Source organism: Nocardia sp. NPDC052112 (assembly GCF_040680135.1).
Taxonomy (GTDB): Bacteria; Actinomycetota; Actinomycetes; order Mycobacteriales; family Mycobacteriaceae; genus Nocardia.
Genome location: NZ_JBFAWD010000017.1, coordinates 100,181 through 113,609, shown reverse-complemented (window position 1 = coordinate 113,609; position 13,429 = coordinate 100,181). Strand labels below are relative to the sequence as shown.

The 13,429-nt window shown below is 67.1% G+C and carries 14 protein-coding genes and 1 pseudogene; 8 read left to right on the top strand and 7 right to left on the bottom strand.

Annotated features, from left to right (window positions below):
* Nucleotides 1–62: 62 nt before the first annotated feature.
* The 4 genes from AB0L58_RS29110 to AB0L58_RS29095 all read right to left on the bottom strand — a co-directional run bounded on the left by AB0L58_RS29110 (nt 63) and on the right by AB0L58_RS29095 (nt 1,550).
* On the bottom strand, nt 63–212 hold the full coding sequence (locus tag AB0L58_RS29110; RefSeq protein WP_364391319.1) for a hypothetical protein: 150 nt from the start codon (nt 210–212) through the stop codon (nt 63–65).
* Nucleotides 213–214: 2 nt separating this feature from the next.
* Nucleotides 215–499, bottom strand: a complete 285-nt coding sequence (locus AB0L58_RS29105) for a hypothetical protein (RefSeq protein ID WP_364391317.1) — start codon at nt 497–499, stop codon at nt 215–217.
* A 146-nt stretch (nt 500–645) separates the two neighbouring features.
* Entirely contained in the window at nt 646–921 is a 276-nt protein-coding gene (locus AB0L58_RS29100; protein ID WP_364391521.1) for a hypothetical protein, read from the bottom strand.
* A 146-nt stretch (nt 922–1,067) separates the two neighbouring features.
* On the bottom strand, nt 1,068–1,550 hold the full coding sequence (locus AB0L58_RS29095) for a DoxX family protein (protein WP_364391315.1): 483 nt from the start codon (nt 1,548–1,550) through the stop codon (nt 1,068–1,070).
* 27 nt (nt 1,551–1,577) lie between these two features.
* Between AB0L58_RS29095 and AB0L58_RS29090 the strand changes: the two are divergent.
* The 6 genes and pseudogenes from AB0L58_RS29090 to AB0L58_RS29065 all read left to right on the top strand — a co-directional run.
* A pseudogene (locus tag AB0L58_RS29090) lies at nt 1,578–1,832 on the top strand (hypothetical protein); the annotation flags it as partial.
* 23 nt (nt 1,833–1,855) lie between these two features.
* Nucleotides 1,856–2,092 (top strand): hypothetical protein, encoded by a 237-nt coding sequence (locus AB0L58_RS29085; protein ID WP_364391535.1) that lies wholly within the window; start codon nt 1,856–1,858, stop codon nt 2,090–2,092.
* A gap of 100 nt (nt 2,093–2,192) precedes the next feature.
* Nucleotides 2,193–4,598, top strand: coding sequence for a lysylphosphatidylglycerol synthase domain-containing protein (locus tag AB0L58_RS29080; protein ID WP_364391313.1), 2,406 nt, complete (start codon nt 2,193–2,195; stop codon nt 4,596–4,598).
* A 229-nt stretch (nt 4,599–4,827) separates the two neighbouring features.
* On the top strand, nt 4,828–5,382 hold the full coding sequence (locus tag AB0L58_RS29075) for a flavodoxin domain-containing protein (protein WP_364391311.1): 555 nt from the start codon (nt 4,828–4,830) through the stop codon (nt 5,380–5,382).
* Nucleotides 5,383–5,514: 132 nt separating this feature from the next.
* On the top strand, nt 5,515–7,785 hold the full coding sequence (gene ppsA / locus AB0L58_RS29070) for a phosphoenolpyruvate synthase (protein WP_364391309.1): 2,271 nt from the start codon (nt 5,515–5,517) through the stop codon (nt 7,783–7,785).
* 268 nt (nt 7,786–8,053) lie between these two features.
* On the top strand, nt 8,054–8,227 hold the full coding sequence (locus AB0L58_RS29065) for a hypothetical protein (protein ID WP_364391306.1): 174 nt from the start codon (nt 8,054–8,056) through the stop codon (nt 8,225–8,227).
* Nucleotides 8,228–8,326: 99 nt separating this feature from the next.
* Here the strand turns inward: AB0L58_RS29065 and AB0L58_RS29060 are convergent, their stop codons facing one another.
* The 3 genes from AB0L58_RS29060 to sulP form a co-directional block, all read right to left on the bottom strand.
* Nucleotides 8,327–9,229, bottom strand: coding sequence for a universal stress protein (locus AB0L58_RS29060; protein ID WP_364391304.1), 903 nt, complete (start codon nt 9,227–9,229; stop codon nt 8,327–8,329).
* Between the two features lie 61 nt (nt 9,230–9,290).
* A complete protein-coding gene (locus AB0L58_RS29055; protein WP_364391301.1) occupies nt 9,291–9,818 on the bottom strand; it encodes a hypothetical protein in 528 nt (175 codons plus the stop codon).
* Nucleotides 9,819–9,896: 78 nt separating this feature from the next.
* The gene (gene sulP / locus AB0L58_RS29050; RefSeq protein WP_364391299.1) at nt 9,897–11,609 is read right to left on the bottom strand and encodes a sulfate permease; all 1,713 of its coding nucleotides are present in this window, start codon (nt 11,607–11,609) and stop codon (nt 9,897–9,899) included.
* A gap of 174 nt (nt 11,610–11,783) precedes the next feature.
* Between sulP and AB0L58_RS29045 the strand changes: the two genes are divergently transcribed.
* Nucleotides 11,784–12,311: a hypothetical protein gene (locus AB0L58_RS29045; RefSeq protein WP_364391296.1), complete on the top strand. Its 528-nt coding sequence runs from the start codon at nt 11,784–11,786 to the stop codon at nt 12,309–12,311.
* A gap of 305 nt (nt 12,312–12,616) precedes the next feature.
* Nucleotides 12,617–13,330 carry a CBS domain-containing protein gene (locus AB0L58_RS29040; protein WP_364391294.1) on the top strand — a complete coding sequence of 238 codons (714 nt, stop codon included), beginning with the start codon at nt 12,617–12,619 and terminating at the stop codon, nt 13,328–13,330.
* Nucleotides 13,331–13,429: the final 99 nt, after the last annotated feature.

Below are 13,429 nucleotides of genomic sequence, written 5' to 3'. Positions count from 1 at the left end.
CGGCTCCACCGTGCGCACAGGCGCACCGTGTTCTCGGTTCACTCGCTGACGCTCGCTCACGGCTAGATCCTGCCGCCGCGGTGCGCTTTCCGACCGTGGTGGTCGGGATGGCGCCGCGTCCACCGGACCGCGACGAGCAGGGCCATCGAACAGATCACCGCCGCCGTAGCGACCCCGAGGATCGTCAGCGCGATCACCGCACCGGTGCTCATGCCTACGCCCGACCCCAGGGCAACGAAATACCACGTGCGGCAAGGAAATCCGCGACACCGCTGTATCTCGGCTTGCCGTCGACGAAGCGCTGGTAGTCCGCGACGGTGAACGGCGAGCGATCCTGTCCTGGCCCGGCGGGGTAGGACGCCAGGAAGGGGTCGAACAGGTCGGTCCACGCGGCGGCGTGCATCGACGTGCTGTCGGTGACCACACCGTTCATATCGAAGATCACCGCGTCGTATCGGCGCGCGTCGATCACGCGTGCGGCCTGCTCGCCTGCGTCCACAGCTCAAGCCTGGGGCGATTCATCGGCCTGATCAAGAGCCGGAAGTCATGCGGAACACGGCCGAATGCTACGAACCGACCCGCCCGACCACTTGGCCGCCTACCGTCTCGCCCGGCGGATGCCCCGATCCCGGGGGAGGCCGTTCATCACCGCCGTGACCCGGGCGGCGCGGCATGAGCGTGCAGCGTCTCGAGTCGACTCACGTATTCCTTTTCATCGATCTCGCCGCGCGCGAAGCGCTCCGCGAGCAGATGCTCGGCCGTCCGCGGCGACGGACCGGTCGACGCCGGGTGATCGGCACGGGTGATCATGCGAACCACCAGGACGAACGCGGCGATCAGCAGACCCCAGAACAACACCATCCCGACGCTCATCCAGGCGTAGCCCCACCCATTGAGGTCGTGGTCGTACCAATACATCATCTCGGGCATCTCCTCGACATCGCGAACCGGGCGGATGCTGCGCACCGCTTCGGCAGGTAGCACCACTGTGCGCCCCCACGCACGGCGTCGGCAGGGCCGATCGCCCTGTGCTGCGGGTACCAATGGCCCACGGCCCCAGGTCATGCCTACCGACGGCTTCCGGTGTCCCGACCCAGCGCGGCGTCGGCCGAGTAGGCGCCCGCACCGACGATGAGCAAGAACACGCTGCCGCACAGTTGGGCCAGGTCCACGCGGGATTCGTGCAGGAAGTCCCACCACCCGGACTTACCGGTGAATAATGCGGCCGTGCCCCAGAGGATGGGAAATTTGGTGATCAGCAGTGCCCCGATCATGTCCACTATCATCGGGATCGCCGCGAGGCGCGTGAGCAGCCCGGCCAGAATCAGTGCACCGCAGCCGATTTCGAATACTCCGTCGAGTGGGGCGACGAATCCCGCCGCCGGGATATCAGCCTTGTCGAACCGGCCGGTGCCGAGCGTCTCGGGCCGTAGGAACTTCAGAATTCCTTCGAAGAGAAAGACCGCGCCGACATACAGGCGGATCAGTACCACCGAGCCGGGCGCGGTGGTCGCGGTAATTCGGACGAGCCACTTGCCGTTGGTAGACATGCGACCTGCCTTTCCGATCAGAATTCTATGAGGGTCGCAGATACCGATGTAGAGATCGGTGCGGTGTGCGCGGGCGAACGGAACCGCAACGGTGGCCTTCGGCCCTGTCCGCCAGTGACGCCACCGTCGAACGATGAGCGGAGAAGCCGGAAAACCATTACCGCAAGGCGGCCCACCGCGACAACAGCCCGAGACATCATGCGCTCTGACATGGAACCCATTGGTATGCGCGACACCACAGACACCGCCGCGCCGCACATGATTCGATACGACGTCGGCGCGCTGCCGATCTGCAACGGTGAGAGGTGTCCGATCGGCATCGTGACCGACCGCTGCATCATCGTCAAGGTTGTTTCGGTGAAGGCGCGAATCCGAAAACGACCACCGCCGGTGAAATGGCGCAGGGCGCCGAACACGATGTCGACACCGATCTGGGCGCGCACACCCCGTTTGATGTGCTCGGCGGCGCTGCGGCCGGTCTCGCGTGGGGGGTGCCGAAGATCGTGCTGAACGGCGCGCGGAGACGGCAGCTGACAACGTGACCACGGGGTCCAACGTCCTCGTTCTCCGAGCCGAACTCCCCTGGTCGACATGCGGATACTCCTGCGACAGTGCAGGTTCACCGATGAAAGACGAGAGACGATGACGGCCGAGACACTATCCGCTGCCGCCTCGCAGGCGACGAGTGCCGACAATGAATCCCGCTATCCCAGAATCGTCGAGCGGCATATGGGCGACGCGATCCGAGTCGTGCTCGGCCTTGTGGCATTGATGGTTTCGGCTCTGATCGCCCGGCACACCGAGGTTCCCAGACTGGAAGTCGACCTGTTCCGGATGATCAACGATCTGCCCTCCTGGGTCATGCCGGTGCTGTTCGTCATCATGCAGCTGGGCACGATCGGCGCGATCGGTGTCGCGACCGCCGCGGCCCTGGTGGCGCGGGAGGTCCGGCTTGCTCGCGATATCGCTGCCGCCGGGGTGCTGTCCTATGTACTCGCCGTTCAAGTGAAGTCGCTGATCGGGCGGGCGCGTCCCGACGTCCTGCTGAACGAGCTGAACCTGCGCACACATCAGAGCGGACTCGGCTTCGTGTCCGGACACACCGCGGTCGCGGCGGCGATGGCGGCAGCCGCGGCCCCGTGGCTGCCCCGGCCGTGGCGCCGGATCGCCTGGGCTGCCACCGCGGCAGTCGCGCTGTCGCAAGTTTTCGTCGGTGCGCACTTTGTCCTCGACGTATTCGGCGGCGCGGCACTGGGCTGGACGGTTGCCTCCGCGCTGCACCTGATCTGGGGCGCGCCCGTGCACCGGGCCGAGGCTCCCGCAGTGCGCAAGGCCTTGGCCGCCGCAGGACTGCACCCGGTGGCGGTCGCGCCGTTTACCCTGGATGCCCGGGGGTCTCGGCCGTTCTTCGTCACCACCGAAGGCGAGCAGTGCCCCGATCTGTTCGTCAAAGTGATCGGCTACCACGAACACAACGCCGACGTGCTGTTCAAACTGTTCCGGCACCTGGTGTTCCGCGAGGTCGAGGACGAATCCCCGTTCGCGACACCGAAACAGGGAGTAGAGCACGAGGCGTTCATCGCCCTGCTCGCGCAGGCGGCTGGCGTGCGGACCCCGTCGATCGTCTCCGTTGGCGGTATTGCAACCGGTGATGCCTGGCTCGCCGAAACTCGCATCCGCGGCCGGAATCTGGCCCGCGCGGTGCCCGAATCCATCTCCGACGAATTACTGTGCGATATCTGGTGTCAGCTCGCATTACTGCGCTCGGCTCGCATCGCCCACCGCGATCTGCGCTTGGCGAATATTCTGCTCGACGATCGGGACAGGCCGTGGATCGTCGACTTCGGTTTCGGCGAATCCGGCGCCCCCGAGCATCGGCTCGACGCCGATGTCGCCGAGTTACTCGTCTCGATGAGTTTGAAGGTCGGTGTGCGGCGGGCGGTCGATACGGCATGCCTGGTGCTCGGCACCGCCGCACTGACCTGCGCGGCGCCCCTGTTGCAGCCGCTGGCGTTGGCAGCCGCGACCCGCAGCGCCACACGGCAGCGCCATGGCCTGCTCGACGAACTGCGCTCGGCCGTCGCCGAGGTGACCGAGACGAAGCCAGCGCAACCGGAGATGCTGCTGCGATTCCGATGGCGCACGCTCGGCTGGATCGCGGCGACGGTCGTCGCGACATATGTGCTGCTGCCGCAGGTCGGTCAGCTCGGCCAGACCATCGCCACACTCGACGAGGCACAATGGCAATGGTTCGTCGGCGCGGCGGCGATGTCGGCGGCCACCTACGCGGCGGCCGCTCTAGCCGTGATGGGGGCCGGTCCGCGTCGGCTGGCATTCGGCCGCACGATGAACGTGCAGTTGGCGACCTCGTTCGCCAACCTGCTGATGCCCTACGGCATCGGCGGCACCGCCGTGAACGAGCGCTATCTCGAGCGATCCGGGCTGTCGAGGGCAACGGCCGTCGCCGCCGTCGCCTCGCTGGTGACCACCGGCGCGGTCCTGCACCTCATCGAACTGACGGGAGCCGGGATCTGGCTCGGCAACACCCGGCTGCTGCTGGCCGACGCGCTGCCCAGCGGTTGGGGACTGCTCATCGGCTTCGTTGCCGCCATGACGGCCCTCGGTGTTGCCATCGCGGTGCTGATGCGGCGCCCGGACCTGCTCGCCGACATCCGCGACGCCGCGGGCTCGATGGCCGACATCCTGCGTCACCCACACCGGGCGGCCCTGCTGTTCGGCGGCCAAGTCGGCGTCAATATCGCTTATATCGCGGCCCTCGGCTTTTCGGTCCACGCGTTCGGCGGCAGTCCATCGGCCGCGTTGGTGGCGGCTGTCTTCCTCGGAGGGTTGGCGCTCGGCGCGGCCAGCCCGACCCCGGCCGGCCTCGGCGTCGTCGAAGCCGCCCTGGTGGCTGGACTCATGGTAGGCGGTGTACCGAGCGGACCCGCCGTCGCCGGTGTCCTCGCCTATCGGCTGATGACCTTCTGGCTGCCCGCCGGCTTGGGCTTCTTCTCGTTCAAAAGCCTGCAACGGCACCACCTCCTCTGAGGAAGTACGCCCGGTGGCCATGAGCCGACGCCGCTGGTCCCGAATCGGCGTGCGCACACCGGCTGATCTGTATTCGTCGACGCGCAGACTCGGAGCCGAGCGTGCCATCCGCACCGACGCGGTGGCGTGGAGCGCCCACCGTCGGCCATGCCCAATGGGGTCATTGGTCCCCAGTCCCCGGGCATCCCGGCTCTGACCCGCGCGTGCGGTATTGCGCCACGCTGAGGGTATGGAATCGAATACGCCTCGGATCGCGGTGATCTACGCGACCGCGGAGGGATCCACTCGCGATATCGCCGAGTTCATCGCCGCCGACTTGCGCTCTCGCGGCGCCGACGTGGAACTCAGCGATGTCGAGCACGCACCCGACCTGACCCGCTTCCGCGCGATTGTCTTCGGCAGCGCGGTGCACGATATGGACTTCCTGCCCGCCGCGGCGACCTTCGTGCACACTCACCGCGAGGCGCTGCGTAACACCGATGTCTGGATGTTCAGTGTCGGCCTCGGTCCCGCACTGCGTGGGCCGATCGGGCGGCGGGTCGGTAGCACCGTGCCGAAGAAGATCGCCGCCCTCGTCGCGTCGGTTGCCCCGTGGGACTACCGCGCGTTCGCCGGGCACTACGAGCGGGCGGGGATATCGCGCAAAGCCCGCATCATGTACCGGCTGTTGGGCGGGGGCCGCTACGGCGATCTGCGCGACTGGGGTGCGATCCGCACTTGGTCGTCGATGATCGCGCAAGCGCTCGGCCTGCCGCAGCCGCAGTCGACGACGATCGCGCCCTGAGCGGAGGTATTACCCGGCCTGCCCGGCAGTCCAACGCCGGTCATGTCGGGACTTTCGACCGCAGTGGTCGATGCCTACGTCGAGAGACGCTCAGGTCAAAGACATTTCGAGAGTTCGAAGATCGGAGTCGAGATGGGCGACTATGTCGCGGGATTCGACGAGTTGCGGCTCGCCGATGCGGACCAAGCCGGAGGGAAAGGGGCGAACCTGGGTGAGCTGGTGGCGGCCGGGCTGCCGGTGCCACCGGGGTTCGTGGTGCTGCGCTCATGCTACGAACAGGTGATCGCCGACGGGCCCGATGGCGCGGAGCTGGATCGCCTGCATGCCACGGCACTCGAATCGAGCGGCGATGCGTCACCGATGACCGAATTGTGCCGCAGCATGCGCGAACTCGTTCACAAGGCCGCCATCGACGGCGCGGCCCGCGAGGCCATCCTGACCGCGTACCACGGCCTCGGCGAACAAGTTTCGGTAGCGGTCCGCTCCTCGGCGATCGGCGAGGACAGCGCCACTTCGTCGTTCGCGGGGATGAATATCACCCGCACCAATGTGCACGGCGACGAACAGCTGCTCGCCGCCGTCATCGATTGCTGGGCTTCACTGTTCACCCCGCGCGTGGTCACCTATCGCGCCCGACGCGGCATGCACGAGCGTCCGGTCATGGCCGTGGTGGTGCAGCGCATGGTGACCACCCGACAGTCCGGCGTCGCCTTCACCGCCGACCCGGCGACCGGTCGCCGCGACCGGATGGTGATCGAAGCCGCCAGCGGTCAGGGCGAGGTCGTCGTATCCGGCGCGATCGAACCCGACACCTACCTGTTCGACGCGGCAGGCCCCATCCTGCTCAAAACCCACACGGGCCGGCAGAGTTTCGAAATCGTGGCCGGACCGGACGGGGATCGGCGGGTTCCGTTGGCCGAGACCGATGTGCCGGTATTGAGCCAGGAGCAGGCCATGACGGTCGCGCGGCTCGCGCTGGCCGTCCAGCAGCACCACGGCGGCAAACCCCAAGATGTCGAGTGGGCCTTCGACGACGACCGGCTCTGGCTGGTGCAGGCTCGCCCGATCACCACGCTCCCCGAAAGTCCGCTCCAGCAACCCATCGCCGGACCGGCGCCGCTGCGCGTCCTGGTGCGTGGTCTAGCTGCCGCGCCGGGGCAGGCGGCCGGGGCCGTGCGGGTGCTGTCCTCACCTGCGGAGGGGGGATCGCTGCGGGACGGCGAGGTGCTGGTCGCGCCGATGACCAACCCGGACTGGCTCCCGACGCTGACCCGCGCCGCGGCCGTCGTCACCGACAGCGGCGGCATGACCTGTCACGCCGCGATCGTGGCGCGCGAACTCGGCGTACCCTGTGTCGTCGGCGCACGGACGGCAACGACTACGCTAGGCAACGGCACCATCGTCACCGTCGATGGTTCGGCAGGCGAAGTCCGTGTCGGACAACCGGAATCGAGCTCGGCACGCACCGCCGCGGCCGGTCCCGCTGGTCTGCCGGAGACCACTGCCACCAAGGTCTACGTCAATATCGGACTGCCCGAAGTCGCCGAGCGCGTCGCCGCGAGCGATGTCGACGGCGTCGGCCTGTTGCGCGCGGAAACCCTCCTGACCCGGGCGCTCGGCGGTCGACACCCCCGAGACCTGATCGCCCACGGCCAGGAACATCTCTTCGTCGACCATATGGCCGAATCGGTGCTGCGCATCACCACGGCATTCCAGCCCCGCCCGGTCGTCTACCGGGCAACCGATCTGCGCAGCAACGAATTCCGAGCCCTCGAAGGCGGCGGCCGCTACGAGCCGGTCGAACACAATCCGATGATCGGTTACCGCGGCTGCTACCGCTACGTCCGCGAACCCGAGATGTTCGCACTCGAACTCGCCGCCCTCGCCCGGGTCCGCGAACGAACCCCGAACCTGCACTTGATGATTCCCTTCGTGCGCACCCGCTGGGAGCTCGAAGCGTGTCTGGAACTCATCGACAACAGCCCGCTGGGGCGCCAGCGCGGCCTACATCGCTGGGTGATGGCCGAGGTGCCCTCGGTGGTGCATTGGCTGCCCGAATATGTCGGCCTCGGCATCGACGGTGTCTCCATCGGCAGCAACGACCTGACCCAACTGATGCTCGGTGTCGACCGCGACTCCGAAACGTGCGCCGAACTCTTCGACGAATCCGATCCCGCCGTACTCGACGCCATCGCCCGGATCATCGCGACCGCCCATCGCCTCGGTATCACCTCCTCGCTGTGCGGCCAGGCACCGTCGAACCACCCCGAATTCGCCGAACACCTTGTGCGCATGGGCATCACATCGGTTTCGGTCACCCCGGACGCTGTCGCTGCGGCGCGCCGGGCGGTCGCCGCAGCCGAACGCCGCCTACTACTGGATCACGCTTTGTCCGGCAAATGACCCGGCCCCGTCGAGGATGGAGTTCTTCGCCGATGCGCATCGGGTCGCTTCCGCAGATGACCTCGGTCCGATCCGCATAGGACCAACGCCCCCTGCCCGCACGATCCCCGAGCGGGCAGGGTAATCGATGGGCTGCGGCGAAACCGCCCCGCTGCGGCCCACTCTCAACCGACACCGGAGGAAATATCGTGAGCGACAGGACATCCAGCGAGCCGTACCACAGCAAGCCCGGCGAAGCCTCGCCGACCCATACAACATCCCCGGCATCGTGCTATTCATCGCCGGAGTTGTGGGCCTGGCATCCACCCTCACCGCGGCAGGCTATGGATTCACGGGCTGGACCGCCCTCGGGGCCATTGTCACCGCGCTAGGTTTCGTCACCAGCGTCACCCTGTTCCTGCTCGAGCACGAGCGCTTGCGCCGGCTCGCCCGTCGCGACTGATCAGGCAGCGAGAACGCGATTGATCGGGCGCCGAAACGCCACTGATCGGGCAGCGAAAAGCCCGGCGTCCCTTGCGACACCGGGCTTTTGACTGCCCGATCAGTGTGAGCGAACCACGATCATCGGGACCTCCACCGAATGCAGGAGGGCATTGCTGGTCGAGCCGAGCAGCATACTCATGAATCCGCCGCGGCCGTGACTACCGACGACAACCAGCTGTGCATTCCCCGATTGGTCGAGCAGTGCACGAACAGGTCTGTCCGCCACGGTGATCCGGTGTACCGCGACATCCGGATAGCGTTCGCCGAAGCCCGCGAGGCTCTCCGATAACAGGGCCTCAGCGACATCGTGCGCGGCATCCCACCCCGGCCCGGGCAGCTCGATTCCGCTGGTATCACTCCAGGCATGCAGGGCGATCAGGTCGACCTTGCGGCGGGATGCCTCCTCGAAGGCGATCTCGACAGCGGGCAGACTATTGGCGCTCCCGTCGACGCCCACCAGCACCGGCTGGGTCGCCGACACCGCGTCGATCGCCGACATCCCATGGATCACCGCGACCGGGCAGTGCGCATGATGGGTCACGGCGGTGCTGACCGAGCCGAGCAACCCACGCTGAAACGCGCCGATGCCCCGGCTGCCGACCACCAGCATCCTGGCGTGCGCGGAGCGCTCGATCAGCGTCGCCGGAACCAGTTCGAACATCACCTCGGTAGTGATGACGAGATCCGCTCCCGGCGCGGCGGTGCGCGCCACGCGAGTGGCCTCGGTAACGATGCGCTCGCCGTCGCGACGCAGCCACTCGATATCATCCTCGGTCAGCTGCGCACCCGGGCCGTAGGCGGTGGGAATCGCCATCGAGGTGAGGATATGGAGCCGTCGGTGGTGGAGCGCGGCTTCGACGGCCGCCCAGGCCGCGGCCTGATATGAGCTCGCCGAGCCATCGACCGCCACCAGGATCAGCTGATCGAGTTCTGTTGTATGCGAAGCGGATTCGCCTGTCATGTGTATTCCTTTCGATCGGGCGACCAAGGTGGCGCCACTGCCGGTCCTATCCGACGCTCCGCTACCGATGCAGCAGCCAGCCCCCGCCGCGCAACAGCAGCCATGCACTCGACCAGAAACCGGCCAGTACCACCACACTCGCGCCGAGACCAGCCAAGGCAGCCGAGCCAGGGCGCGGCGGTGCGGAGGTCGGTGCGCCGTCGGGGCCGAGCCACACCGGCACCTGCCCGCCGAGGTCCGCGCGACGAGACACCCGCACGATCGCGGTGCCCACTCGGCCGTTCTCGTTCCACTGCACTGTCGCCTCGAGACGATTGTCCGGAGTCCGTTCCGGTAGGGTCGTGATCGTCGCGCTGACAACAGATTTCGTCGCCTGCTCAGCTCGGATACGTGCGGACTCCGAGGTGTAGGTGACGGTGCCGATCGCTCCTGCCACCGGCATGGCGGCGACCACGGCCAGCGTCACGACGATCCGCAGCAGCACCTCGAATCGTCCCAATCGGTGCATCACCCTATTCGGCGGTAGCAGCCACAGCCCGACCAGGCGAATCCACGAGTCGCGGACCGAGATGGCGGCGCTCTCGGACATCTGGGGGCACCTCTTTCGACGGCGTTACCACCGCCTTCGAGCATTCCGCGCGGGCCAGTCGATGGGCAGAGAAGAAAGTCATGCAGTGTGGGGGTCGTCCGACCCTGCATCAGGGTCCGCACGAAATGCCTCGACCGCGGTCGGCAAGGTCGGATAGAGGTGCTGGTCGCCGATCTTTTCGGTCAACCCGAAGGCATCGAGGTCGTCGCGCAGATCCTGTTTGACGCGCGCCATCGCGAACACGATGCCGCGCTTCGCCAGCTCCGATCGGAGTTGTTCGACCGCGTCGAGCGCCGTGAGGTCCACCTCCACATTGGCCTCGGCGTTGAGCACGAACCAGCGCACAGGCCGTCCACCATGCTCGGCCCACGATTCGACCGCCGCGAGTGCGCGGCGCCGGAAGTCCTCGGCATTGGCGAAACACAGCGGCGCGTCATAACGGTAGATCACCAGTCCGGGAACAGGTTTCGCCTCCGGATAGTCATCCACGTCGTGCATGCCCGCGAGCCCGGGAACAAATCCGAGGATGGCGTCGTGAGCGCGCGCGATCCGGCGCAGCAGGTCGAAGACCGACAGTGCGATCGCCACCAGCACGCCGTACAGTACGCCGAGCGCCAGTACCGCGACGACCGTGCCGAACGCCAAAATCAGTTCACTGCGCCGGAACCGGGCGATCCGCCGGAACTCGGCCCCATCGATCAAACGCAATGCCGCGTAGATGACGAGCGCACCGAGCGCCGCCGTGGGAAAGGCGGCCAGAATATCTCGCGCACCGAGCAGCACGGCGAACAAACCTCCCAGTGCCACAACGGAATACAGCTGCGTGCGTGCGCCCATGGCATCCGCGATCGTGGTTCGGCTGCCGCTACAGCTCACCGGGAAACCGTGCAGCAGTCCGGCGGTCACATTGGTCGCACCCAGCGCGGCGAGTTCGGTGTTCACCTCGACATGCGCTCCGTGGCGAGCTGCGAAGGCCCGGGCGGTGAGCGCATTGTCGGAGAAGCCGACCACGGCGATGCCGACCGCGGGCAGAATCAGCTGCGCGATATCCGCCGCCGCGACACCGGACAGTCCGGGCACGGGAATCCCGGCCGGGATCGCCCCGACGACCTCGATGCCGTACTGCCGCAACGAGAATGTCGCCACCAGCGCGGTGGCCAGTAGCACGGCGACCAGCGGTCCCGGCACGCGTGGCGCTCGCCAGGCCAGTAGCAGCAGTCCGGCGAGCACCGCCGCGGCGAGCACGCTGGTCTGCCAGTGCCACTGCTGCACTCCTGCGGCGAATGAACGTAGTTGGGCGAGAAACGACTCCCCCTCGACCGGCACACCGGTCACCCGCCCGAGCTGGCCGACGATCATCATTCCCGCGGTACCGGCCAGATATCCCACCAGAACCGGTTTGGACAGCAGGTCGGCCAGTACGCCGAGCCGGGCCGCCGCGCCGATCAGGCACAGCCCGCCGACCAGCACGGCGAGCACCGCCGCGAGCGCCGCGTAGCGGTCCGGATCGCCGAGCGCGAGCGGGGCCAGCGCGACCGCGGTCAGCAACGCGGTTGTCGACTCGGGCCCCACCGACAGCTGCCGCGAGGTAGCGAACAGGGCGTAGACAGCCAGCGACCCGATCGCCGCCCACAGTCCGACCACCGGCGGCAAGCCGGCCACGGTCGCATAAGCCATCACCTGCGGAACGAGATACGCGGCCACGGTGATACCGGCGACCACATCCGACCGTAGCCACGCCCGCTGGTAGCCATCGAATTGCCGTAGACCAGGAAGAAAACGCGCCAGCACCGTTCCAGCATTATGCGCCGAGGACCCCGACGCGACGGCCGAAAGTCCTCGCCGAACCCCCTCGGATGTCCGAAGGTCCCCCGGTAAGCGTCGGTTCGGCCCTGTTCAACGGCACTGTCCGCCCATAGCATCAATGTCATCCTCCACCCGGTTTCGTATTCGGAGGAGACACACATGCTGGCGCGGGTCATCTACGAATCGATGTTCGGCAACACCGCCGCCATTGCCGCTGCCATCGCTCAGGGACTGAGCGAGTACGCCACTGTGGAGCTACTCAACGTGGCATCCGCCGCGGAGCTACCCCAACCGGCCGCGGATCTGTTGGTGGTGGGCGGCCCGACACATTTCCTCGGACTCAGCCGACCCCGGACCCGCCGCGATGCCGCGCAACGGACCGATGCGCTGGTCCCGGTCGAGATCGGCATCCGGGAATGGCTCGACGAGGCGCTGCCGATAGCAGCGGGCACCCAGGCCGCGGCCTTCGGCACAAAGGCCGTCAAGCCATCGTGGTTGCCGGGCTCGGCCGCCCGCAGTGCCGGTAAACGATTGCGGCGCTTGGGTTATGAACTCGTCGACGAGCCGGTGGACTTCTTCGTCGACGGCGTGACCGGACCACTGGCCGCAGGTGCGCTCGAATGCGCTCGCGCTTGGGGCGAACGCCTCGCACACACCGCGGTCGACCGGATCGCGCATCAATTCTGAGGCCGACCTCGGCCGGACCGTCGACTACCGGTCGGCCCCGCAAATGTTGGCTTCGTGCTGGCCTGCACCGTTACCACCCTCATGGGCATCGCCGGATGGCCCGTACCGACAAGCCGACAGCGCGGTCCGGAGTCGCCGCTGCCCTGTTCGCCATGACCCGTGATTCCTTTCGTATTTGCGGCAGTGCGAACCCGCCGTCGCCATCGGGGCCGAAGGTCCTGGTGAATGCCCGACTTCGGCCCTGTCGCACCACACAGCACGGCGCGCACACTCAGTGCGGGGTCCGATCGTAGGGAGAACAGACCATGAGACGCCGACGAGTCGCCGATGTCATGACCCGCGACGTAGTCACTGTCCCGATGGAAGCACCGTTCCGGCAAGCGGTCCGCATCCTCGCCGAACGCGGAGTCAGTGGTGCTCCGCTGGTCGATGCGAACGGTTATGTGGTGGGCATCGTGACCGAAGGCGACCTGCTGGGCAAACAGGCCAGAGTCGGTGATGCGGCCCAGGCATCGACATGGCGGCGGCTATGGCGCAAACTAGTCGACCACGGCGCTACCCCGCAGACCGCGGCCGACTTCATGAGCACCCCGGTGATCACGGTGCAGCCCGGCGCGCGACTCACCACCGCCGCCGCGCTCCTCGCCCGCCACAACATCAAACGCGCCCCGGTAGTCGATACCGATGGTGGACTGCACGGCATCATCAGCCGCAAGGACCTGCTGTCGGTATACCTACGCACGGACGCCGAGCTGGCCGACGAGATCCGCGCCGAGGTACTCACGCGCGCGATGTGGGTGCCACCGACGGATGTCACCGTCGAGGTATCCGACGGCGTCGCGACACTGCGCGGAAAAGTGGAGCGGCAGAGCATGATCGAGGTCATCACCGCCCTCACTACCGCAGTGGACGGAGTGGTCGACGTGCGCAACCAGTTGGTCGCCGACACCGATGACACCCACATTCCACCACCGCCCCCGGAGAACGTCGGCATGCTGCATCCATTCACCAAACACTGACACCGCCACTGTTTCCCGAGCCGAGGCTCGCTCACCACTGCCGGTGTCCCAAGGCCGGTAGCGTCCTTCGGCCCTTGGATCAGGGACCATCGCCAGCAG